This window comes from Gilliamella sp. B3367 (assembly GCF_026536825.1).
GTDB lineage: Bacteria > Pseudomonadota > Gammaproteobacteria > Enterobacterales > Orbaceae > Gilliamella > Gilliamella apicola_E.
The window spans coordinates 577,895-601,744 of the sequence record NZ_JAFNNJ010000002.1 but is presented as its reverse complement, the minus strand read 5'-3'; the positions used below and the strand labels follow the sequence as shown (position 1 = coordinate 601,744).

At 36.6% G+C, this 23,850-nt stretch carries 25 protein-coding genes; 9 read left to right on the top strand and 16 right to left on the bottom strand.

What is annotated here, in order from left to right; translation table 11 throughout:
* Entirely contained in the window at positions 1-696 is a 696-nt protein-coding gene (locus J3U23_RS05860) for an AzlC family ABC transporter permease (protein WP_267338768.1), read from the top strand.
* Positions 693-1,016: an AzlD domain-containing protein gene (locus J3U23_RS05855; RefSeq protein WP_267337767.1), complete on the top strand. Its 324-nt coding sequence runs from the start codon at positions 693-695 to the stop codon at positions 1,014-1,016. Before J3U23_RS05860 ends, J3U23_RS05855 begins: the two co-directional genes overlap by 4 nt.
* A 41-nt stretch (positions 1,017-1,057) precedes the next feature.
* On the opposite strand, the gene J3U23_RS05850 is transcribed toward J3U23_RS05855, so the two are convergent.
* The 8 genes from J3U23_RS05850 to J3U23_RS05815 all read right to left on the bottom strand — a co-directional run bounded on the left by J3U23_RS05850 (position 1,058) and on the right by J3U23_RS05815 (position 9,179).
* The gene (locus J3U23_RS05850; protein WP_065562662.1) at positions 1,058-1,951 is read right to left on the bottom strand and encodes a heme biosynthesis HemY N-terminal domain-containing protein; all 894 of its coding nucleotides are present in this window, start codon (positions 1,949-1,951) and stop codon (positions 1,058-1,060) included.
* Between the two features lie 10 nt (positions 1,952-1,961).
* Entirely contained in the window at positions 1,962-3,317 is a 1,356-nt protein-coding gene (locus tag J3U23_RS05845) for a uroporphyrinogen-III C-methyltransferase (protein WP_267338767.1), read from the bottom strand.
* Positions 3,318-3,325: 8 nt separating this feature from the next.
* A complete protein-coding gene (locus J3U23_RS05840) occupies positions 3,326-4,066 on the bottom strand; it encodes a uroporphyrinogen-III synthase (protein WP_267338765.1) in 741 nt (246 codons plus the stop codon).
* A complete protein-coding gene (hemC, locus tag J3U23_RS05835) occupies positions 4,066-4,995 on the bottom strand; it encodes a hydroxymethylbilane synthase (protein WP_065562659.1) in 930 nt (309 codons plus the stop codon). Before hemC ends, J3U23_RS05840 begins: the two co-directional genes overlap by 1 nt.
* A 112-nt stretch (positions 4,996-5,107) precedes the next feature.
* The gene (gene purB / locus J3U23_RS05830) at positions 5,108-6,475 is read right to left on the bottom strand and encodes an adenylosuccinate lyase (RefSeq protein WP_267338763.1); all 1,368 of its coding nucleotides are present in this window, start codon (positions 6,473-6,475) and stop codon (positions 5,108-5,110) included.
* Positions 6,476-6,503: 28 nt separating this feature from the next.
* A complete protein-coding gene (hflD, locus tag J3U23_RS05825; RefSeq protein WP_065733943.1) occupies positions 6,504-7,154 on the bottom strand; it encodes a high frequency lysogenization protein HflD in 651 nt (216 codons plus the stop codon).
* A gap of 1 nt (position 7,155) precedes the next feature.
* A complete protein-coding gene (gene mnmA, locus J3U23_RS05820) occupies positions 7,156-8,274 on the bottom strand; it encodes a tRNA 2-thiouridine(34) synthase MnmA (protein WP_267330713.1) in 1,119 nt (372 codons plus the stop codon).
* A 218-nt stretch (positions 8,275-8,492) separates the two neighbouring features.
* The gene (locus J3U23_RS05815; protein ID WP_065733945.1) at positions 8,493-9,179 is read right to left on the bottom strand and encodes a LexA family transcriptional regulator; all 687 of its coding nucleotides are present in this window, start codon (positions 9,177-9,179) and stop codon (positions 8,493-8,495) included.
* A gap of 155 nt (positions 9,180-9,334) precedes the next feature.
* Between J3U23_RS05815 and J3U23_RS05810 the strand changes: the two genes are divergently transcribed.
* Positions 9,335-9,562 carry a helix-turn-helix domain-containing protein gene (locus J3U23_RS05810; protein WP_065562654.1) on the top strand — a complete coding sequence of 76 codons (228 nt, stop codon included), beginning with the start codon at positions 9,335-9,337 and terminating at the stop codon, positions 9,560-9,562.
* 64 nt (positions 9,563-9,626) lie between these two features.
* Here J3U23_RS05810 and tpiA read toward each other — a convergent pair whose 3' ends face one another.
* The gene (tpiA, locus tag J3U23_RS05805; protein WP_065733946.1) at positions 9,627-10,391 is read right to left on the bottom strand and encodes a triose-phosphate isomerase; all 765 of its coding nucleotides are present in this window, start codon (positions 10,389-10,391) and stop codon (positions 9,627-9,629) included.
* A 100-nt stretch (positions 10,392-10,491) separates the two neighbouring features.
* Here tpiA and zapB point away from each other — a divergent pair, with 100 nt between their 5' ends.
* From zapB to J3U23_RS05785, 4 genes are all read left to right on the top strand, one after another.
* Positions 10,492-10,737: a cell division protein ZapB gene (gene zapB, locus J3U23_RS05800; RefSeq protein ID WP_065562652.1), complete on the top strand. Its 246-nt coding sequence runs from the start codon at positions 10,492-10,494 to the stop codon at positions 10,735-10,737.
* A 75-nt stretch (positions 10,738-10,812) separates the two neighbouring features.
* The gene (locus J3U23_RS05795; RefSeq protein WP_267337774.1) at positions 10,813-12,114 is read left to right on the top strand and encodes a DUF2868 domain-containing protein; all 1,302 of its coding nucleotides are present in this window, start codon (positions 10,813-10,815) and stop codon (positions 12,112-12,114) included.
* Between the two features lies 1 nt (position 12,115).
* A complete protein-coding gene (locus tag J3U23_RS05790; protein WP_065733948.1) occupies positions 12,116-13,474 on the top strand; it encodes a DUF3482 domain-containing protein in 1,359 nt (452 codons plus the stop codon).
* On the top strand, positions 13,422-13,946 hold the full coding sequence (locus J3U23_RS05785) for a C40 family peptidase (RefSeq protein WP_081299493.1): 525 nt from the start codon (positions 13,422-13,424) through the stop codon (positions 13,944-13,946). Before J3U23_RS05790 ends, J3U23_RS05785 begins: the two co-directional genes overlap by 53 nt.
* A 121-nt stretch (positions 13,947-14,067) precedes the next feature.
* Here J3U23_RS05785 and nifJ read toward each other — a convergent pair whose 3' ends face one another.
* The 7 genes from nifJ to rsmE form a co-directional block, all read right to left on the bottom strand.
* The gene (gene nifJ, locus J3U23_RS05780; RefSeq protein WP_267338762.1) at positions 14,068-17,604 is read right to left on the bottom strand and encodes a pyruvate:ferredoxin (flavodoxin) oxidoreductase; all 3,537 of its coding nucleotides are present in this window, start codon (positions 17,602-17,604) and stop codon (positions 14,068-14,070) included.
* A 309-nt stretch (positions 17,605-17,913) separates the two neighbouring features.
* Positions 17,914-18,951, bottom strand: coding sequence for a phosphoribosylformylglycinamidine cyclo-ligase (gene purM / locus J3U23_RS05775; protein ID WP_267338760.1), 1,038 nt, complete (start codon positions 18,949-18,951; stop codon positions 17,914-17,916).
* 90 nt (positions 18,952-19,041) lie between these two features.
* The gene (gene ruvX, locus J3U23_RS05770) at positions 19,042-19,461 is read right to left on the bottom strand and encodes a Holliday junction resolvase RuvX (protein ID WP_065562647.1); all 420 of its coding nucleotides are present in this window, start codon (positions 19,459-19,461) and stop codon (positions 19,042-19,044) included.
* 3 nt (positions 19,462-19,464) lie between these two features.
* Entirely contained in the window at positions 19,465-20,022 is a 558-nt protein-coding gene (locus J3U23_RS05765; RefSeq protein ID WP_065562646.1) for a YqgE/AlgH family protein, read from the bottom strand.
* A gap of 20 nt (positions 20,023-20,042) precedes the next feature.
* Positions 20,043-20,495, bottom strand: a complete 453-nt coding sequence (locus J3U23_RS05760; protein ID WP_065562645.1) for a GNAT family N-acetyltransferase — start codon at positions 20,493-20,495, stop codon at positions 20,043-20,045.
* A 4-nt stretch (positions 20,496-20,499) separates the two neighbouring features.
* Positions 20,500-21,456 (bottom strand): glutathione synthase, encoded by a 957-nt coding sequence (gene gshB, locus J3U23_RS05755; protein ID WP_267330718.1) that lies wholly within the window; start codon positions 21,454-21,456, stop codon positions 20,500-20,502.
* Between the two features lie 198 nt (positions 21,457-21,654).
* Positions 21,655-22,380, bottom strand: coding sequence for a 16S rRNA (uracil(1498)-N(3))-methyltransferase (rsmE, locus tag J3U23_RS05750; protein ID WP_065562643.1), 726 nt, complete (start codon positions 22,378-22,380; stop codon positions 21,655-21,657).
* 98 nt (positions 22,381-22,478) lie between these two features.
* Here rsmE and folB point away from each other — a divergent pair, with 98 nt between their 5' ends.
* Both folB and J3U23_RS05740 read left to right on the top strand, forming a co-directional pair.
* Positions 22,479-22,847, top strand: coding sequence for a dihydroneopterin aldolase (gene folB / locus J3U23_RS05745; RefSeq protein WP_065562642.1), 369 nt, complete (start codon positions 22,479-22,481; stop codon positions 22,845-22,847).
* Between the two features lie 12 nt (positions 22,848-22,859).
* Complete coding sequence (locus J3U23_RS05740; protein WP_267338759.1) at positions 22,860-23,840, top strand: MBL fold metallo-hydrolase; 981 nt, start codon at positions 22,860-22,862, stop codon at positions 23,838-23,840.
* Positions 23,841-23,850 lie beyond the last annotated feature (10 nt).

Sequence of the window (23,850 nt, the reverse complement as noted above, 5' to 3'; positions counted from 1 at the left end):
ATGTCATTAACGTTTGAAGATGGTGTGCGCGCCTGTATTCCCACCTTATTGGGGTATATTGGAATTGGTATCGCTGCGGGTGTAGTGGGTAAAGCCTCTAATTTGTCAGTGTTAGAAATCACCTTGATGGCTGCTATCATTTATGCGGGTGCATCGCAATTTATCATCACGGGTTTAATGATTGTAGCAACTCCGATTTCGGCTGTGATATTTACTGTTTTTTTGGTTAATTCACGCCATTTTTTGATGAGTATGGCTACTGCACCTGCTTTTCGGCGTTTTTCGCTTTTAAATAATATTGGGATTGGTAGCTTATTAACCGATGAGAGTTTTGCGGTTGCGATGAATGCTATTGCCAATAAAACGCCGATTAATCCACCTTGGATGCATGGGCTGAATGTTACTGCTTATTTGGCGTGGATTTTGTCCTGTTTAGTCGGTGCATTGATTGGCGAGTGGTTGCCAAATCCTGCTCAGTTTGGTTTAGATTATGCATTAGTTGCGATGTTTATTGGTTTATTATATTTGCAGTTAACTGGTGATAAAACAAAAACCATTAGAAATCTGATTATTGCAATGTTAACTGTAACGCTGGTGCTGGTCTTTTTATTGCGATTTGTATCGTCAGAAATGGCAATATTATTTAGTACTTTTGCTGGCTGCTTTATGGGTATTATTGTGGAGCGTAAAGCATGAGTTTGTATAGTTTGTTGATTATTTTGGGGAGTGGTGTGGTGACTTGGTTACCGCGAGTTATTCCATTTTTATTAGTTAGAAAATTGCAATTGCCTGAAATCGTGATTCGTTTTCTATCTTATGTGCCTATCTGTATTTTAACTGCGCTATTTGTGCAAAATTTGTTTATTGTTAAGCAAGGTGAGTTTCCTTCTTTTAATTTGGAATATTGTTTAGCCGCTGTGCCAACTATTATCGTGGCAGTATTGACACGAAACCTGATGTGGGTGGTGATTACGGGTATGAGTTGTATGGCTTTGATTCGGTATTTTATTCTCTAGCGATAAATAAAAAAACAGGGCGATTGCCCTGTTTTTTTATGTCAACATTGTTCTTTTTGCTCTAATCGCATGATGTTTCTTTTTAGTCTTTCAGCTTCGGCGGTTTGACCTAATTGAGTTAGGTAGTTGGCCATTGCTTTTTGATTGGCAAGATTGTTAATGATAGATTTTGGTTGTTTTTTCCACCATTTTATTAAAGCTAAAGGATCAATATCCGTAGATAACTGTTTTATACGACCAATATAAGCCGCTTGTTTGAACTGATCGAGTTGCGAATCAGGGTAAGCTTTGGTTTTGTATAAGATCGGTAACAGTTCTATCACCGCTTGATAATCTTGTGATTCATAATATAGCTGGTCTGCTAATTTTAGGAGCTCAATGTTACGCGGTTTTTCGTTTAGCAGTTTTTCGATTGTGATTTTAGCTGAGCTATATTCATGATTTTTGATTTGTAACCGAATTTGTACAAGCTGAAAAGCAAATAATTCATTTGGTTGACAACTTTTAGCTGCTTGCTCTAAAGATTGATTAGCGGCAATAAGTTGGTCATCATCAATTTGTGCTTGAGCAGCGAGTAAGTAAGATAGTGTTGAACTTTTTGCTCCTTTGGCACTTTTCATAAATAGTTTTGCTGCTTGTCGGTAATCACCTTCTAATAAATAAAATTGCGCTTGTTCAATACGTTTAATTGATTTTTTTGGCGATCGTAATCTAAACCAATTACCCAATTTGGTATTGAAGATTTTAGAGAATAATTTATAGATTAGGTATAGGCAGAGCAAGCCAATGATTTGCAATATCATAAATGAGTTAAATGACATGCTGATACGATATTTGGCAACTTCGAATACCGCAGAACCTTGGTGGCCTTCAAACAATGGCCCAAGGAAAAATCCACCAACTAATACTAGGAATATAATGAGTATTTTGAACATTATTATTCTCCTATTTACCTAATATCGATTTAACGCGGGTTTGCATTAATTTTTCAAGTTCAGTAATGCTGTCGAGTTTATCAGGTATATTTTGGTTACTGATTGGTTGGTTTTGTAAGTTTTCAAGCTCATCTATGAAAGCTTTTACGCTAGGGGCATTGCCATCAAAATAAGCATTGACCCAAATTGCGGTATCATTTAGTGCTTGTTGATAAATGAGTTCTTGATGTCTTGGTACTGCTTGAGCAGCAATCAATAAACGGAAACGGATGTTTTCGCGCAGGTAAAGTGATTGTTCTGCACTAAGTGGTGTTTTTAGGATCTGGCATTTAACAATTTGCTTTTCGTCACTTCCTGCTTTGTCTAGGCACTCAGAAAAATGGTTATCTTTTACATCTAATTTTTCAATTTTGATGAATTTATCCATAAATGTTGAAGCATTAGCAAGTAAATTATCTGACCAATCATCTGTTGAATGGGTGACATTATCTGCTGAAGTATTGGCGTTGTTAGCAAGAGTATCGTCATATTGATTCATGCCCAGATCGATATCTTTATAGTTTCCAACTAATGGTAATTCTGTTATTGATTCAGTCAAACCAAGTAATTTTAGGATTATGCCATCAGCGTCAACAAAAGTGACTTGAGATAGTGAGTTAATATCTTTGGTGATGGCTTGTCGAGCAGGGAGTAAGCTTGGATCATTTGTTTTCGCTAAGCTTTCATCTGCACTTTTGAGTAATAAACGGGCACTGGTGTAGTCTTGATCGCTCCAGATTTTTCTTCCCGCTAAATGCACTAGGTAGTTTGCTTGCGAGATGAGCCAAACGTTATTATCCAGAGTCGATAAGGCTGCTAAACGTTCGTTTAGGCTATTTAGGTTTTGCTCGTTTAATTTATTGGTATCATTAACTTGTTCAGTAAGTTGCTGTTGAGCTTTTTGGTTGTCGCTTAATTGACGGTCAACGCGTTGTGTTAATAATGAAAACTGTTGGTTTTGTTTATTTATGGCATCATCAATATTACTTTGAAGATCTTTAATGATACTTGCTTTGGTATTTTGTTTTAAATTGGCAATTTCAGCTTGTAGCGTTGAGATTTCATGTGTTTGGTTTTGGAGCTGTCTATAACCTTGAAAATAGATCAATCCACCTAAGCAAACTGTTAATCCGATGGCGAGTATTGAGAGTTTTGATACTGGCGCTTTTAGTGTTTTGACTGATGGCTCAGGTTGAGGACTAGAAGGTTTTGGCTCTTTTTTATTTATATTCATCATATTATTCGCTTCTGTCTTTTTTATTTGGCTAAATGAAGTGGTGCTGATGTTTGATAGTGTTGCATTGGCACCATAATATCTAGATGGCATAAATTACCTCATTTAGATTTTTGAGAAATATTTTCCGCATTATGACATAGAGTTATCATTGTTTTAAATAAAAATTCATTATTTGCGCTAACAATTTGTAAAACGTTATGCCAATTTAGTTGCTTGGCTTTTTCGAATATCCGTGGGCTAGTTACCACCAATTGTGCTTCATATTTATGTTTATTTTGGCAATATGTGTCGAGTTGGAGTAGGTGATCGACACTTGTTACGAGTAGGATTTGTTGAGCAATATCATCAGTTAGTATGTTGGCTGGATATTGAATTGGTTGACGAAAATAACATTGTATTAAAGTCACGTTTGCTTTTTGTTGCAACTCTTGAGAGAGCAATTGCCGTCCATTGTTTCCACACAAAATTAAAACGGAACGGCCTTGCAAGTCAGTCAATAGTGGTAATAATCCCTCACTATGTTCCTCACTTGGATAATCAACGTGAACGTCAGCTTGTTGACTAAACAATTGAGCTGACTTTTTGCCAATGGCAAAATAGCGTAGATGTTTAGGAAAGCTTAGATTAGGTTGATGTTCTTTTATCATATAGCTGACTTGTGGCGATACCACAATTACGATATCTGATGGCGCAAGTTGGTTGAGCTGTTGTTGAAGGCTATTTAGTCCGTGACCTGCTAAGATTTTGAATAATGGGAGATGGGTTGCCGGAATATTTGCTTGATTTAATTGCTGGGTTAGCTTATCCCCTTCGGGGGAAGGGCGAGTAATATAAATCATCAATCAATTATTTCCGCTAAAATTTTATCAGCTCCTTTGGCTAACAATTCTGATGCCAGTTGTTGACCTAAGGTTTCAGGCTCGGTTGCTGATTTGGTTAGCGTCGCTTTAATGATTTTGCTCCCATCAATACTACCAACTAACCCGGTTAAAGTTAATAAATCATTCGTTAATTGACTATAGCAGGCGATTGGCACTTGGCAACCACCTTGTAAGGCTTGATTCATTGCTCTTTCTGCTTGGATACAAATTCGGCTGTTTTTATCGTCTAGAGGTGCAAGTAATTTAAGAATCGTGTCATCATTTGATCGGGTTTCAATGCCAACCGCACCTTGCCCAACCGCCGGTAAGATTAAATCTGTTGTTATATATTGTTTGATTCGTTCTTGTAATCCTAATCGCTTTAAACCGACAGCGGCGAGGATGATTGCATCGTATTGTTGATCGTCTAATTTCGCTAGACGAGAGCCTACATTTCCACGTAAATCTTTTATGATGAGATGTGGATATTTTGCTCGCAATTGACATTGGCGTCTTAGACTTGAAGTGCCAACAATGGCACCTTGCGGTAAATCGTCCAAGCTTTGATATTGGTTTGATATGAGTGCATCACGTACGTCATCGCGTTGGCAGATGGTTGATAGGGTTAGTCCTTCTGGGAATTGGGCGGGAATATCTTTTATTGAGTGAACAGCAATATCAGCTTCGTTGTTTAATATGGCTTGCTCTAGTTGCTTTACAAATAATCCTTTTCCACCAATTTTTGACAGTGGACTATCTAAAAGCACATCACCTTTGGTTACCATAGGAAGCAGTTCCACGGTCAGATCGCTATGGATAGCTGTCAGTTGTTCTTTTACATAGTTAGCCTGCCAAAGTGCTAAGGGGCTTTTACGTGTGGCGATGCGAATTTTCAATGGTGTTTCCATTCCTTTCAAATCTTTGTTTATCTTTTCTTTAACTCTTGAGTCGATTTGCCTAAAGTTTTGAGCGCTTTAGGCATGAAGACATTTTTATTTTTTTACGGTTTAAATGTGCCGCTTAAAGTTCATCGACAAAACGAATTGCATAACCAATATAATTTGCCGGAGTTAATTGTTTTAATCTTGCTTTTTCATGTTCAGGTAAAGCTAACGAGTCAATGAATTGTTGCATTCCTTGTGCATCAACACGTTTACCGCGAGTGAGTTCTTTTAATTTTTCGTATGGTTTTTCGATACCATAACGGCGCATTACGGTTTGAATTGGTTCGGCTAGCACTTCCCAATTACGGTTAAGCTCTTCAAGTAGATATTCTTGATTGACTTCAAGCTTATTTAAGCCTTTTAGGGTCGATTGATAAGCGATGATCGCATAACCAATACCTACACCGAGGTTACGTAATACTGTTGAGTCAGTTAAATCTCGTTGCCAACGAGAAATAGGTAGTTTGCTACCCAAGTGACTTATAATAGCGTTAGCTATACCTAAGTTACCTTCAGAGTTTTCAAAATCAATTGGGTTAACTTTGTGTGGCATGGTGGAAGAGCCGATCTCACCAGCGATGGTTTTTTGTTTGAAATGATTTAGTGCAATATAACCCCAAACATCACGATCAAAGTCGATCATGATGGTATTGAAACGTGCAACACAATCAAAATATTCGGCAATATAATCATGTGGTTCAATTTGCGTGGTGTATGGATTCCATTGTAATCCCAATGATGTGACAAATTCTTCACTAAATTTGTGCCAATTGATTTGTGGGTAAGCCACCATGTGTGCATTATAGTTACCTGTCGCCCCATTGATTTTACCTAGTATTTCAATTGACTGTAGTTGTTTAAGTTGTCTTTTTAAACGGTAGGCTACATTAGCAAACTCTTTACCAATGGTAGATGGTGTAGCGGGTTGTCCGTGCGTTCTTGATAGCAATGGCAGGTCACGATAAGCTTTAGCTTGAGCGGTGATAATATCAATCAATTTATTCCAATAAGGAACGATTACTGTATCTCGCGCTGTTTTTAGCATTAATGCGTAAGATAGATTGTTAATATCTTCTGAGGTACAGGCAAAGTGAATAAATTCGTTAATAGCTTGTAGCTCTTCGTTACTGTTTACTTTCTCTTTTAGGAAATATTCAACCGCTTTAACATCATGGTTTGTGGTTTTTTCGATGGTTTTAATGCGTAATGCATCTTGTTCATCAAAGTTTTCTACAATTTGGTTAAGGTGTTTAGTGGCAAGCTCACTTAAAGCTGGAACCTCCAGAATATCTGCTTGGCTAGCTAATTTTTGTAGCCAACGTACTTCAACTTGAACGCGATATTTTAATAAACCATATTCACTAAAAATTGTGCGTAATTCTGTTGTTTTGTCACCATAACGACCATCAATTGGTGATAGGGCGGTTAGAGCAGATAATTCCATCGGTTTTACTCCGTTGCTATTTTTTAATTTAATAACTTTGTTGATTAATTTCTTTTAATAACTCTTGCGCTGCATTAGCTATTCGTTTGCGACTTAATAGGAATTGGAAGCGACTTCCTCCAACTTGATACCATAAAATGGCCGAGCGAACACAACTCAATAGTGAAGATCTGACTTTGGCTTGAACTAATGAATTTTGTAGATATTCAGCTTTACCTACCACTTTGATTTTTGTTGCTAACGGGCTGATGATATCAGAATAGATTCCAGCTAATGAATAAGATAGGTCGTCAATATGATTGTCGATTGTTTCATTATTCATTTCAGGATATAGGCCTGATATTCGTTGTAAACGTTGATCTATTTTATCTAACGCTTCATTATTTTTTAATAGTTTGCTGGTAATACTTAAGGTGCCAAAAAGGTAACGAATCAGTTCAACATGTTGTTTTTGGTTAGAGGAGAGTAGGGTAATCAGTGTTTCTAACCCTGTTTTGATATTGTTTATACCATCATAAACATCATCAGTGGTTTTTGGTGATGTGTTGAATATGCTTTTTATCGATACTTGATAAATTGTCGTATTACAAACCCCAGTATTAGCAAGCTGGGGGATAAGTGTTGCGCTTTGTGTCGCGCCGGCAAGAGCTATTGCAATATGATGATATTTATTGTTCACTTTAATGCTCCTTACTGCTTATAATTCGTTCCTCGATAATTCCACCGCCAAGGCAAACTTCATTTTGATAAAACACTGCTGATTGTCCTGGTGTGACAGCTGCAACAGGTTTGTCAAACATGACTTCAATTTTATCTTCACCTAGTGGTGTAACACAACAAGAGATATCTTGTTGACGATAGCGCGTTTTAACTGTGCAATGAAATGGTTGGGTAACAATTTTACGATCAACCCAGTGCAGTTGTTGGGCAATTAAACCATTTGAAAATAGTGCTGGATGGTCATGACCTTGAGCAACAATTAATTCGTTATTTTTAATATCTTTATCAACTACGTACCATGGAGTGTCGTCGGCTTGTTTTAGACCACCAATGCCAAGCCCTTTGCGTTGACCTAATGTGTGGTACATTAATCCTTGGTGTTGACCAATAACTTCACCATTTACGGTTCGAATAACGCCTGATTGTGCAGGTAAATAACGCGCTAAGAAGTCACTGAATTTTCGTTCTCCGATAAAACAGATACCTGTTGAGTCTTTTTTGGCTGCGGTTGCTAAGCCAAGTTGCTCTGCTATCTTTCTTACTTGTGGTTTTTCAAGTTCGCCAACAGGAAATAAACTTTGACGAATTTGGTCTTCACTAAGCGTATATAAAAAATAACTCTGATCTTTGTTGTTGTCGATTCCTCGGAGTAATTCAACCTTGTCACCATTTTCGCGTTTACGGACATAATGACCTGTTGCAATATAATCGGCATTTAAATCTTCTGCTGCATATTCGAGAAATGCTTTAAATTTGATCTCTTTGTTACATAAAATATCTGGATTCGGCGTTCGGCCTGCTTTGTATTCAGATAAAAAATGTTCAAAGACATTGTCCCAATATTCTGCAGCAAAGTTGATGGTATGGAGTTTGATATTTAATTTGTCACAGACTGCTTGTGCATCAGCGAGGTCGATAGCTGCAGAGCAATATTCTTCTGTGTCATCTTCTTCCCAATTTTTCATAAATAGACCAACAACATCATAGCCTTGTTGTTGTAATAAATAAGCAGAAACGGAAGAATCTACGCCGCCAGACATGCCGACAACGACTTTTTTTCGAGTGTTTACATTTGGCATAATAACTAAATTAATGGGCAAAAATTTTGTGGTGATTTTAGCATAATTAAGGCTAAATGTATAAGGTTATGCTGTATGGAATGTGATTAGATTGCTTAATTTTGTTAATGACATTTTTATTACAAAGTTGTTCGCAGAAAAAAATGCAATATCAAGTGATAAAAAACTCCATTGATTTGCATCAATGGAGTAAAAATAAAAAAAGCACAATGGCAATATTAATTGAGATTTTTCAATAAATAGATTACATGACCAATTATTTTAAAATCTTTTTGCTCATTTTTAGCTTTCGTAATAGTCGGGTATTTTGGGTTGTCTGAAATCAATAACAGATTTGAACCTTGATTTTGAATTCGTTTGATAGTAATTTGATCATCATATTGTACAGTATAAAGGAAACCATCAACTGGTTTATTATTTGCTGTATTAATAATGACTATATCATGGTTGGATATAGTTGGTTCCATACAATCACCTTTAGCCCAAACCGCAGCAAGATCATCTGCTTCACAACCTTGATGTTTAGTTAAGGTGAGATCAAATGGGATCGTATCTAAAATTGTGAATGCGTTAATAGTTTCGTTCTTATTAAGAAACGGAACATTCACTGTACCTCGGCTTAGCGTTTCAGGTAGTAAGCGACATTCACCTTTACCTGTTGCTAACCATTCAATTGATACATCGCATTTATCTGCGATAGTAGCTAATCGACTGAGTGATGGATAGGTTTTTCCACTTAAGTAATCACGGATTACCGCTTCGGACATACCAACACTTCTGGCAAATGCATTGCCTGAACGACCTTCTAATAGGAGCGTTAATCGGTTTTTAAAAGTTTCAACACAAGTATCGTTAAAAGTTCGTGTTTTTTCTTTGGTTTTAGGTTTTTTTTCTTTCGTTTCCATTATATTTTATTCCATTCGTGGCTGTTTTTTTGTTTTTATTGTTTTAATTCGTTTTTTTATGTGCTATTCTTTGCCGGTAACTTTTTATCGATCTAGAATCGTAACACCGATAATCTTTACAATAGCAAAAAATTTAACCAATAGAGGATCTCATAATGAGAGAACAAGATCAAGACTGGACACCATCAAGAGTTGTAGGTGAAATTAAAATTCGAGGCGGAAATTTAAGGGCGCTTTCACGATCAAGTGGTTTACAGGCTGATACTTTACGTAATGCTTTATATCGTCATTGTCCTAAATATGAACGTATTATCTCTGAATATTTGCAAGTGCCTGTTGAGAAAATTTGGCCATCTAGGTATGAAAATAAGGTTAAAAAATAAGTTACAAAATTTTATTTAGTTAAAAAGAAGACGCCTTTTATAGGCGTCTTTTTTATTTTAATGCTTATTTTTTAGCTTGTTCTGCTGCTCTAACAATCGCTGCAAAAGCATCTGCTTTTAATGAAGCTCCACCAACTAATGCACCATCAATATCTGGTTGAGTGAATAGTTCTGCTGCATTTTTGTCATTTACAGAACCACCGTATTGAATGATAACTTGTTTAGCGACAGCGGCATCTTGTTTTGCAATGTGGTCACGAATAAATTTATGTACTGCTTGCGCTTGAGCTGGAGTTGCAGATTTTCCAGTCCCAATTGCCCAAACTGGTTCATAAGCAATTACTGCACCATTAAATGCTTGAACACCTAATGCATTAATTACTGCATCAATTTGACGAGCACATACTGCTTGAGTTTGACCTGCTTCGTTTTCAGCTTCTGTTTCACCAATACATAGTACAGGAACAAGTCCAGCTTCTTTTAATACGCCGAATTTTTGAGCGATAAATTCATCTGATTCTTTATGATAAGTACGACGTTCAGAGTGACCAATGATCACGTGAGTCACACCGATTTCTTTTAACATAGTGGCTGAGACTTCACCAGTATAAGCACCTGAAAGATGAACACCAACATCTTGTGCGCCTAAAAGAATAGTTGAGCCACCTAATTGATGTTTAACGAAATCTAAGTACACAGTCGGTGGTGCAATTGCAATATCGCAGTTTGCTTCAGTTGATAGCTCAGCTCTTAGTCCTGCAACTAAGTCTTTAGCCATTTCGATACTTCCATTGAGTTTCCAGTTACCCATTACGAGTGGTTTTCGCATAATTTTCTCCAACTTAAGATTTAAAAAGGTGTTGATTTCAGAATGAATTCGTTATAATACTCCTTATTATACACCAAATAAATTGAGCTTGAGGAAAAATATGTCATTAGAAATATTGAATCAATTAGAAACTAAAATTCAAAACACTGTAAACACTATTAATACCTTGAAAGAAGAGATTTCGAGATTAAAGCAAGGCAATCATGAACTTGAACAATTAATTAATGATAGTTCAGATGAGATGAAAGCATTACGTGACGAAAATGAGAAGTTAAAACAAGATCAACAAGTTTGGCAACAACGTATTCAAACCCTTTTAAGCAAAATTGGTGAAATAACCCAGTAAATGATTCAATTTTTTTAACGCGACTTAGGTCGCGTTTCTTTTATGACGACTAATTAATGTGAAGATGATATTTAAATGCGCGAACAGCTAAAATCTTTGTGGCTTACTCAAACCATCCATTTAATAGAATCCGAATCAGGTCGATTTGCTGATCAAGATATTAATCGACAAGTTAAAGCTATGCCAACCTCTTTGGTTAACCGTATTATTACCCGCGCAACGATACTGTCTAAACAAAATGGTTTATATTCTGCGCAAAAGGTTATTTTACGTTCTATTAAAATTTCTTTCTGTTTATTACTGTTAATTTCGATTTTTTTAGGTGGTTCATTAACATTTAGCGCTTTGAGTCAAAATCCAATCAATTTGTATTGGGCGCTATTGTGTTTATTAGGTGTTCATTTTATTACGCTCATTATTTGGATTGGTTCATTTTTTTTCTTTTCTCGCTTTGGTGGTAGTTTATTAATCCATTGTTGGTTGTGGATAGCCCAAAAGCTTTATCAAAAAAAGACTGTGCAACAGCTTGTACCGGCTTTTATCACTTTATTTGGTTCTTCAATCCGTTGGTTGCTTGGTTTTGTTCTGAATCTTTTTTGGGTCGTTATTTTATGTAGTGCTTTATTCGTTTTATTGATGCTATTTTCAACTCAGCACTACAGTTTTGAGTGGAAAACTACTTTATTAAGTTCTGATACCATTATTAAGTTAACGCATTATTTAGGTTATGTTCCATCTTTGTTTGGTTTTCCGATTCCAAATGATGATGTGATTAAGCTTAGTGAACACGCTTTAAGTGAGGGTGACATTCGTTCTTCTTGGGCAATTTGGCTATTAGGTGTTTTTATCTGTTATGGATTAGCCGTTCGATTTCTATTAATGACTTTTTGTGGCATCGCTTGGGTTGTGAGTAGCCGAAAAATTAAATTAAATTTGGATGATCCTGACTTTCAAATCCTATCCCAACAATTACAGCCACTTTTAACCCAAATGGTGGATGAAGATAAGTTAGGCGAACCTAAATGGCAACTACCAATCTCACAGATTGAAGAAGGAAGTGGTGTCTATTTAGTGGCTGTGGATGTAGATGAGAGTTGGAATCCACCGCATGACAGGCATTTTTACGGATTTTTAAATACTCGTGAGCAGCGAAATGCAATATTAGATCTTTTGCAATTAAAACCCGCGTATAAAGTGTTAATTGCAATCGATACTGATCGAGCACCAGATCGCGGGGTATTAAATTTTGTTCAACAATTAATGAATAAATCACAGCAAAGTCGAATATGGTTTATTAATCAAGGTAAACAATTACATAATTGGCAATCGTTATCTTTACCGTTAGCTAATCCTAGCTGGTTAGATCAGGATAATTAATATGATAACTTCATTGAAATTAGCGATAGTTGGACATGCAAATTTTGGTAAAACTTCACTTTTGCGTGCATTAATAAGAGATAGTCATTTTGGTGATGTTTCTGATAAGCCAGGTACTACTAGACATGTAGAGTCAATCAAACTTCCGCTAGCGGATAACACCGACATCACTTTTTATGATACACCTGGATTTGAAGACAGTTTGGCGCTTTATGACTATATCAATCAACTTGTATCGCCAAATAGTAAGCTTGATGGAGTCGATAAATTAACGATTTTTTTACAAAGTCCAGAAGCTGAAAACCTCTTCAATCAAGAAGCAAAAGTAATCCGACAGGTGTTAAATTGTGATGCTGCTATCTATGTGATCGACGTGCGAGAGCCCGTTCTACCTAAATATCACGATGAATTAGCTATCTTAGCCAATAGCGATAAACCGATTCTTGCAGTACTTAACTTCATTTCAGCTGAGGAACAGAATGAAAAGGAATGGAAAAGATTGCTTTCAAGAATGGGGATTCATGCTATCATTGGGTTCAACGCTGTTTTTCCACCTTTAGACGGTGAAGAAAAATTGTACAATAGCTTGGCGTTATTGGTTGAACCAGCAAAAAAAATATTGGATAATTGGCTAGTTAATATTGCTGAAACTCGTGAATCACGTAATCGTACAGCTAACCAAATCATTGCAGAAGCATTAGTTGATGTGACTGCTTTTTATGAAATGGCAAAATCTGATGATAAGCAAGCTGTCGCTGACATGCAAAATAAAGTCAGGAAACGTGAACAGAAAGCAATTAATGATTTATTGAAGCTCTATCAATTCGATTCAACTCAAGAGAGTGAAGAGAATTTGCCTTTAATCAAAGGCCGTTATAATGCAGACTTGTTTAATCTTGATGCATTAAAAACGATGGGGGTTCACTTGACCAAAGGTTTTGTGTCAGGCGCTACAATCGGTGCTAGCATTGATTTAGCAACTGGTGGATTATCATTTGGTTCAGCTGCGTTAATAGGTGCAGCCGTTGGTAGTTTAATGCAAACTGCTAAGCATTATGGATCGAGAATGCGCTATCAGCTTTCTGGATTTAGTAAACTAAGTGTTGATGATGTGATCATTTGTTTTCTTTCTTTACGATTAGTTCAGCTTAAAGAGAGTTTAAATTTTCGCAGCCACGCGAACCTTAGCCCAATTAAGTTGTCTAAACTTGATGAGAATAAGTGGCAAAAAGGCGTTTTACCTAAAAGTTTAAAGGTAGCAAGACGTTATTCGCAGTGGTCTACGTTGAATAAAGGAACAAGAAGAAATGACAAGAAAAGACAATCGATTATTAACGAAGTTGCGCAGCAGCTGCGGTAGCGTTAAAAAGCGATTATTAGTAAGCTCACTAATTTTATCATTATTCGTATTATTTGGTTGTAGTAGCAGTCATAGCCAAGTATCAGTTAAATCTGATCCTGTGATGTTAGCCAAAATTGAACAGCACTACTCAAAATGGAAGAGAACACCTTACCGTTATGGTGGTACTACTTTAGCTGGTAGTGATTGTTCTGGTTTAGTTATGAACTTCTACAAAAATAGATTACAAAAGACCCTTCCAAGAAGTGCTGCTGAACAAGCTAAATTAGGTTATAAAGTTACCACGCCTAAAGCGGGTGATTTAGTCTTCTTCAAAACTGGACGTAGTCGTAGCGGATTACATGTTGGTATTTATTATGCAGATGGTAAATTCTTACATGCTTCAACTTCAAAAGGTGTTATCTATTCAAATCTGAATGAAGATTACTGGAAAAAACATTACTGGATGACACGTCGTGTGACTGGTCGTTAAAAAAGTTTAATAAATATAATAAAAAACTCTCTATATTTAGAGAGTTTTTTTATTTCCAAAAATTGGATTTTCATTAAAGAGATTAAACGGATTAATTTAACCAATTAATCCGTTTTTAGATTTAGCTGTCGGCTGGCGTTTCTATATCGGAATAGGTTGCTAGCATCTGCAAGAATTTAAATTTGGAATTAACCATTTTTGCAGATTGTTCATGCAAGGTATTAGCAATCACTGGCTCAAGTGTTTCTAAACGACGGAATCGTTGTTCTTTGAGTAACACATCAGTTAATGATTCACTGTTTGGTGCTTTTGAGTCTAGCACTAGACCCGGTTTTCCTTCTTGCATACGACGAGGATCATAACGGTATAGTGGCCAAAAACCTGATTTTACTAAATCTTTCATTTGTTCATGAGATTTAGATAAATCATAACCATGTTCTTCACAAGGACTATAAGCAATAACGAGAGAAGGGCCGTTATAGGCTTCAGCTTCTTGTAAAGCTTTTAGGGTTTGATTTAGTTGTGAGCCTAAGGCAACTTGAGCGACATAAACGTGACCATACATCATCACACTCACACCTAGATCTTTACGGGCTTTATTTTTACCTAAATCAGCAAATTTTGATACAGCACCCATTGGTGTAGCCTTCGATTGTTGACCACCAGTATTTGAGTAGCATTGAGTATCAAGAACTAAGATATTTACGTTTTCAGTGAGACTCATTACATGGTCTAATCCACCAAACCCAATATCATATGCCCAACCATCACCACCAATTGCCCATACTGATTTATCAATTATGTAGTCAGCATCTTGTATTAGCTCTTTAGCTTCCGATGAGGTTAAATGAGCTAATTGTTGACGCAGTAAATTGACTTGCGTACGTTTTTCATCAATTGAAAGATCTGGCGATTGTAAATTGATTACAATTTCTGGTGAAATTTCGCCTGCAACATGTTCCAACAAACGTAATGCTCGTTTTTTATGTTGGTTATAGGTAATTCGATAGCCAAGGGCGAATTCGGCATTATCTTCAAATAATGAATTTGCCCATGCGGGTCCTCGGCCATTGCGATCGGTGGTATATGGTGTTGACGGTAAGTTACCCCCATAAATTGATGAACAACCGGTGGCATTAGCAATAGCGAGATGATCACCATATAATTGCGTTAATAATTTGATGTAAGGTGTTTCACCACAACCCGCACATGCACCAGAATATTCAAATAATGGTGTTAATAGTTGCGATGTGCGTATATCTATACGTTCGAGGGTTTTTATTTCACGATCTGGTAGTGCAGTAAAGTACTCATAATTAGTCCGCTGTGTTTCAAGATTATCAATGCGCGACTGCATATTGATAGCTTTGATATCAAAGTTATTGCGGTCACGTGAAGGACAAACTTCAACACACAAATTACATCCAGTACAATCTTCAGGCGCAACTTGTAATACGTAGCGTTGACCTTTCATATCTCGCGCTTTCACTTCTAGTGAGCTTAACGATTCTGGCGCATTAACTATTTCACTAACCACTTTGGCTCGAATAGCTGCATGAGGACAAGCTACTACACAATGGTTACATTGGGTACAAAGTTCGGGTTTCCAAATTGGAATTTCTTCCGCAATGTTGCGTTTTTCCCATTTGGTGGTGCCAACTGGCCATGTTCCATCGGGCGGGAAAGCCGAAACGGGTAAAGTATCACCTAAGCCGGCTAACATTGTTGCAGTAACCATTTTAACAAAATCAGGCGCATTGCTTGGTACTACTGATGGGCGCAATGGGCTACTTTCATCAACACAACTTAATGGAATTTGTTCAAGTGATGCGATGGCTAAATCAAGTGCTTTCCAGTTATTTTCAACAATATCTTGCCCTTTACTGCTATAACTTTTGGCAATAACTTCTTTCAGTTGAGTGATACTGAAATCATTTTTAAATATTTCAGATAAATGGAAGAAAGCGGCTTGCATTACGGTGTTTATTCTTGCCCCTAAATTACATTCTCGAGCAATTTTAGCCGCGTTAATAATATAAAAGTGCGCTCTTTTCTTGATTAATTGAACTTGCACTTCTTTAGGTAATCTATGCCAGACTTCATCCTTACTATAAGGCGTATTAAGCAAAAAGATTCCATCGTCTTTCAATCTTTCAACGATCTGATACTTGTCAATAAACTGATCTTGATGACAACCAATAAAATGAGCACTGGTGATTAAATAAGGTGAATCAATAGGCTCAAGGTTGACTCTAAGATGAGAGGTGGTTAAACCGCCTGCTTTTTTCGAGTCATAAACAAAATAGCCTTGAACATAAAATGGTGAGTTATCACCAATAATTTTAATATTATTTTTTGTTGCAGATACGGTTCCATCACTTCCCAAACCATAAAATAATGCTTCAAGTGCCGATTTTTGTGGTATTGATTGTTCTGGTAATGGTAATGATAATCCAGTTATGTCATCGTAAATACCAACAGTAAATCGAGGTTTTGGCTTCTCAACAGCTAATTCATTAAAAATAGCTAATACCGATCGAGGATCGAACTCTTTCGAAGATAAACCATAACGACCTCCAATAATTTGTGGTAAATAACTACGTTCACCGCGAGAAAAACTTTCAGCAAATGCTGTCATTACATCTAAATAAAGTGGTTCTGCTTGAGCGCCTGGTTCTTTAGTGCGATCCATCACCGCGATTTTTTTTACGGTTTGAGGAATAATATCAAGCAGATGTTTTGCTGAAAAAGGGCGGAATAATCTGACGATGACTACGCCAACTTTTTCATCATTTTTGATTAGATGATCAACCACTTCTTTGGTGGTACTGACCCCCGACCCCATAATAACAATAATACGTTGCGCATCTTCTGCGCCATAATATTCGAAAGGCTGGTATTTTCTACCTGTCTCTTTTTCAAATGCCTGCATCGCATCAACAACATGGTTGTAAGCATTTTCATAATAGGGATTAATGGCTTCACGACATTGGAAGTAGGTATCAGGATTAGCTGATGTTCCGCGTATTACCGGCTTATCTGGTGTTAATGCGCGAGCACGAAAAGCTTCAATAGCTTGATTAGGTAGTAAGTTACGAATTTGTTCATCACTGATTGGGTAAATTTTATTGACCTCATGTGAGGTTCTAAATCCATCAAAAAAGTGGACAAATGGTATACGACTATTGAGTGTTGCTATTTGTGAAATTAACGCTAGATCTTGAGCTTCTTGTACTGAGCTAGAACAAAGCATGGCGAAACCAGTTTGCCTGATTGACATGACATCTGAATGGTCACCAAAAATAGATAATGCATGAGTTGCAACGGTACGAGCAGCAACGTGTAAAACAAATGGTGTTAATTCTCCCGCTATTTTGTATAGCGAAGGAATCATTAATAGTAAACCTTGTGATGAGGTAAATGATGTTGCTAGTGCGCCAGTCATTAATGCGCCATGCACGGTCGAGATTGCGCCAGCTTCGGATTGCATCTCAACTACTTTTGGGGTATCACCAAATACGTTGGGCTTATTAAATTCTGCCCATGTGCTGGCTTGCTCAGCCATTGATGAACTCGGTGTAATTGGATAAATAGCAATGACTTCGTTTGCACGATATGCGACAGATGACACCGCACTATTAGCATCTGATATGATCATTAAAAAACCTTGTATTTTATCGTTTTATGACATTACTTAGTTATTATATTTTTTGACTATTGTACCAGAAAGTAAGATAGCTTTTAGTTATTTTTGTGTTAAATTTTTCCGTTATGACTATCTGTTTTTAATCATGACCAAGCGAATTATCATTGGTAAATCGAATTGCAAAAGTTGATGATTAAGCTAACTTGACAAGTTATTTAAGTTGAAGATTTTTTGAAAGTTTACCAATGAGTAGTATCAATAGTATTGATTGGATGAAAAGTTTATATTATCCAAATGGTTGGATAATATAAACGAATAGTATTATTTAATAATTACACGCTCAGTTGATGATGATGTTTTTATTTCACCTAGTAGCCAGGCTTTTTCACCATGCTCATTAAGCAAATTGATGGCTTGGTCAGCTAACTGTTTTGGTAAAGCGATGATTAAACCAACGCCACAGTTGAAAGTACGATACATTTCATGGCGACTGACATTACCTGCTTGTTGTAACCAATTGAAGATTGACGGCCATTGCCAGCTTGATTCATCAATAATCGCTTGAGTGTTATCCGGTAAAACACGAGGAATGTTTTCCCAAAAGCCACCACCAGTAATATGGGCAATTGCATGAACTTCGATTTTGGAAATCAAATCGAGAACAGATTTGACATAAATTTTGGTTGGAGCAAGTAGATGATCAGCTAATGGTTTTCCATCTAATTGTTCAGTAGCTGGATTTACACCACTCACTTCAATTATTTTTCGAACTAAAGAGTAGCCATTAGAGTGGGCGCCACTTGATGCAAGAGCAATTAAAGCGTCACCATCTTGTACTTTACTCCCATCAATCATTTCTGCTTTTTCAACTACGCCAACACAAAAGCCGGCTAAGTCATAATCATCACCGTGATACATTCCTGGCATTTCAGCTGTTTCACCGCCAACTAAAGCGCAGCCTGATTGTTTACAACCTTCAGCGATACCTGTAACGACTGTTGCTGCAACATCAACATTAAGTTTACCTGTTGCATAGTAATCTAAGAAGAATAACGGCTCCGCACCTTGAACAATCAAATCATTAACGCACATTGCAACTAAATCAATACCAATTGATTCATGGCGGTTTAAATCCATTGCCAGACGTAATTTTGTGCCAACACCATCAGTACCTGATACTAAAATAGGTTGCTTATATTTTTGCGGAATTGCACATAATGCACCAAAACCACCTAGTCCACCCATAACTTCAGGACGTTTGGTCTCTTTTACAACAGATTTAATGCGATTTACCAGTTCATTGCCTGCATCGATATCGACACCGGCATCTTTATAGCTAAGAGATTTGTTATTTGACACGGGAGCAGTCCTTACAGTAGAAAAATTGTTTGATATTTTAGCAAGGATGAAATTTATTGGCGACTAATTATTAATAAAATAACTTATTAATTAAAGAGATTCATTGTTCTCAAACCAACTCTCTAAAATAATAATGGCAGAAGTTGCATCAACATGACCTTTTTCAAGCGCCCGATAACCACGTGAAGCAAAAATGTGTGATTTAGCCTCAACTGTGGATAATCGTTCATCTTGTAGATGTACTTGATAACCAAACATACCATGCAAACGGTTAGCAAATTTGCGAGCTCTAGCGGTTAAAGGTTGTTCTGTGCCATCCATATTTAGTGGTAGTCCAACCACTAAATAATCGGGTTTCCATTCATTAAGTACTTTTTCAATCGCTTGCCAATTAGGTATGCCATCACGAGCTTTAAATGAACAAAGTGGGTTAGCTGTTTTTGTGATATCCTGACCAATAGCTGCACCAATACTTGCAGTACCAAAATCAAATGCAATAATAGTTGCCATTGTCTATGCATTACCCATTTGGTGAGAAATAGTACTGATATTAATGCCCAATGATTCAGCCGCTTTTTTCCAACGATCCTCAATAGCCACTTCAAAAATAATTTGTGGATCAGCTTCGGTAACTAACCAGTCATTTTTGGCTACTTCACTTTCAAGTTGTAATGATTGCCAACTTGAGTAACCCAGTGCTAGAAAGATATCTTTTGGTTGTTCTGGAGAGCCAATCGATTTCAATGCGTCAAGTGATGTGGTTATCATCACATCATCAGAAATCTGTATACTTGATGCAAACCCCTTATGAGGCGTGTGTAAAATAAAACCTTGCTCCTCGGCAAGTGGTCCACCACAAAATACTGGATGCTCAAGTTCAGCACAACTTTTTGAGGCAGTGATTTCAAGACGGGACAATACGGTTTCAACATTGAGATCTATAATAGGCTTATTCAAAATAATACCCATTGCACCATCACGATTATGTTCACAGATATACACCACAGAACGACTAAATACTGAATCATGTAGTGTTGGCATTGCAATAATAAAATGATTTTTTAAATTCATACGCTCACATTGTTGTTAAATTATAATGCACATTTACCAATTTTGACTTTATGTTCTACATTACAACGCATTAATACTTCTGGATGATTGGTTTCTTCATTAATTGATTCACCAATAATTTCAAAATCCTGCGATAAGTAAAAGTTAATCGCATCACTATTTTGTTTATACACATGTACCAATAATTCATTGTGACGCTGTTTTGCTTTTTCAACTAGCGCAGCTCCGGTTCCTTGATGACGAAAACCTTCTTCAACAAAGAGTCCAGAAATATAATTCTCAGTTAAACCTATAAAACCTACTACGCCATTAAGATCTTGGACATAGATAGTTGACATTGGAATCAACATTTTAACTATATCGTAGTTCTGTTTAAAAAATTCAAGATCAATAAAGTTGTGAGCTTGTTCATTACCTTGTAGCCATATCTTCATAATGGCTTCTAAATCTTTTGGTTGGTATTCTCTAATCATTTTTTTAACTCTTCTTATTTAATCTTGATTCAATCGCGTCCATCAAAAGCCCCGTGATAGATAAATCTGGATGGGCAGTTTCAATTTCTCGTACACAAGTTGGACTAGTGACGTTAATTTCAGTTAATTTATCCCCAATTACATCAAGTCCGACAAATAAAAGTCCTTTTTGTTTTAATGTTGGTCCAATACTGTTGGCAATTTTCCAATCACTATCACTTAAAGCTCTTACTTCACCATGTCCGCCAGCGGCTAAGTTTCCACGTGTTTCACCTTTTTGAGGTATCCGCGCCAAACAATAAGGAACCGGAACACCATCGACAACTAAAATACGTTTATCACCATCTTTTATTGCAGGGATAAAATTTTGCGCCATACAGTAACGAGTATTATGCTCGGTAAGTGTTTCAATTATCACAGACACATTGGGATCATCTTGTTTGATTCTAAAAATTGACGAACCGCCCATACCATCAAGTGGTTTTAAAATAATGTCATGGAATTGTTGGTGGAAAGCCTTAATTTGTGATGTTTGGCGAGTAACTAAAGTTTCCGGCGTAAAATCAGCAAACCAAGCAGTAAATAATTTTTCATTACAATCACGTAAGCTTTGTGGCTTATTAACCACTAATACGCCTTTATCTTCAGCGCGTTCTAAAATATAAGTCGCATAGATAAATTCGGTATCAAAAGGCGGATCTTTACGCATTAGTATCACATCGAGTTCACTTAATGCTATTGTTTGTTCGTCACCAAAATCAAACCAATGTTCACTATTGTTATGAACTGTTAGTATACGAGTGGTTGCACTTGCTTCACCATTACGTAAAAACAGATCATTCATCTCCATATAATAGAGTTGATAACCTCGCTTTTGTGCTTCAAGCAGCATAGCAAAGCTGGTATCTTTTTTTAATTTGATATGGCTGATGGGGTCCATAACAATACCAAGTTTAATCATGTTGACTCCTTACTGATTTTATCTGATTGCATTGAATTTGCTGTTGATGACTTGCACACTTTTCTACCTATTAAATATCGCTTATGAGAAAACAAGGCCGAGCGTGGTTTTAGCAATAAAAATCAAGTTTTGAACTATCATACTCGTTACCGATTAATAAGCAAAGCAATCAATTGTTAACTCATTCATTTTGGATGATTAACCTAAATCACCTAAACGAACTTGAAGGGCGGTTATAGCTGTTAGTGCAGCTGTTTCAGTTCGTAAAACTCGTGGACCGAGTAAAATATCTGTAAACTGATATTGATGCGTCATCTGAATTTCTTCGTTAGATAGCCCACCTTCTGGTCCAATTAATAAACTAATGTTTTTATCCTCAGACGACAGTTGATTTATGCCTTTTTCTGCTTTTGGATGTAAGTTGAGTTTTAAGCTATCAGTTAAACTTGCACACCAATTTTCTAATTTCATTACCGAGTTTATGGTAGGAATGATGTTACGCCCACATTGTTCACAGGCAGAAATAACAATTTTTTGCCATTGTTGAACCTTTTTTTCAAGCCTTTCTTGATCGAGCTTTACGCCACAGCGTTCAGAAAGTAGTGGGGTAATGGTACTCACGCCTAATTCAACTGATTTTTGAATAGTAAACTCCATTTTATCACCACGAGAAATAACTTGGCCTAAATGAATGTTTAAAGGTGATTCTCGATCATCAAAAACAGTCGTTGCTGTTTTTACAACAACGTTTTTTTTGTTTACTTCATGGATCACTGCTGGCGTAATTTGGTTAGAGCCGTCAAACAACGTCACTGATTCGCCAGGCTTCATTCTTAATACACGGATCAGGTGATTAAAAGCATTATCGTCCAAGGTAATTAAGCTATTTTGGTTGATGGTGTAGGGTTGAAAAATTCGAGTCATATCATCTTTTATTCACTATTATTTGAAATAAATTATAGCGTAATTTAATAAGATTCGGTAATCTCTATTTTAAACAATATCAATGCTTGGAATTGAATATGACATTAACGATTAAAGATAGAGTATTAATTGAATCTCTAACAGTTTATACCACAATTGGTGTTTATGATTGGGAAAAAAACATCAAACAGAAGCTAGTCCTTGATTTAGAAATGGCTTGGGATAATAAGCCAGCAGGAAAGAGTGATAATGTAGAATTTTGCTTAGACTATTTCGTTGTTTCACAATCAATAACATCATTTATTGAAGCAAATAAATTTGAGCTTATTGAAACGGTAGCTGAACGCGTTGCACAGTTAGTTATTGAACAATTTTCAGTTCAATGGTTAAAAATCAAAGTTTCAAAACCAGATGCGATTGCTAATGCAGGCAATGTTGCTGTGATTATTGAACGTAGTATTAATTAACTCAACAAATTAATGAATAAAAAAAACGAAAGTGATAATTTACATCATACAGCTTTTGAAAATAGTGAGCCTTTTTCAATTAAATTGACTGACGCGCTACGTTGGCGCCTTAAACGTAAAGTCTTACCTCCAAAAGCGGGATATCAAGTATTTAACCAAACTTGGTGTAGCTCAATTGATTTAAATTTAGAAGGTGATAGAGTCTGGTGGATAGGGCATTCAACTACGTTAATAAGACTTAATGATAAATGGATATTAACCGATCCGGTTTTTTCCAACCGAGTCTCGCCGTTCCAATTTATTGGCCCCAAACGACGAACCAAACCCGCTATTACTATCGATAAATTACCAACGATTGATGTGGTTTTGATATCGCATAGCCATTATGACCATCTTGATTTTAATAGTATAAGGCAACTGGTAAAACGTTTTCCACAAATGACTATTTTAGTTCCCCTAGGGCTCAAAACCAAACTATTAAAATGGGGAGCGAAGCAAGTTATTGAGTTGGACTGGTGGCAATCTTCTAATATTGGTGGAATAACGTTTACTGCGACACCAGCAAAGCATTGGAGTAATCGTGGTGCTTTTGATGTCAACAAATCATTATGGTGTGGTTGGGTAATGCAGAATGATGACTCGCCGTTATCAAAAAATATCTACTTTATGGGCGATACCGGCTATTCAACCAGTTTAAAGAAAATTGGCGAAAGGTTTAAGCAAATCGATCTAGCCTTGATCCCCATCGGCGCATATGCACCGCGTTGGTTTATGCAATCACAGCACATCGACCCTCAACAAGCATTGCAACTGTATGATGAATTAAATTGCCAATCAGCGATCGCCATTCATTGGGGAGCTTTTGAATTAGCTGATGAATCGTTAGATGAACCACCGTTTTTATTAAATTCTTTGAAGAAAGGACGTGCTTTTCACGTAATAAAAATAGGTGATAGCTTTGCTATCAATCAGTTTAATAATGCATTAGAATAATGAATAAATT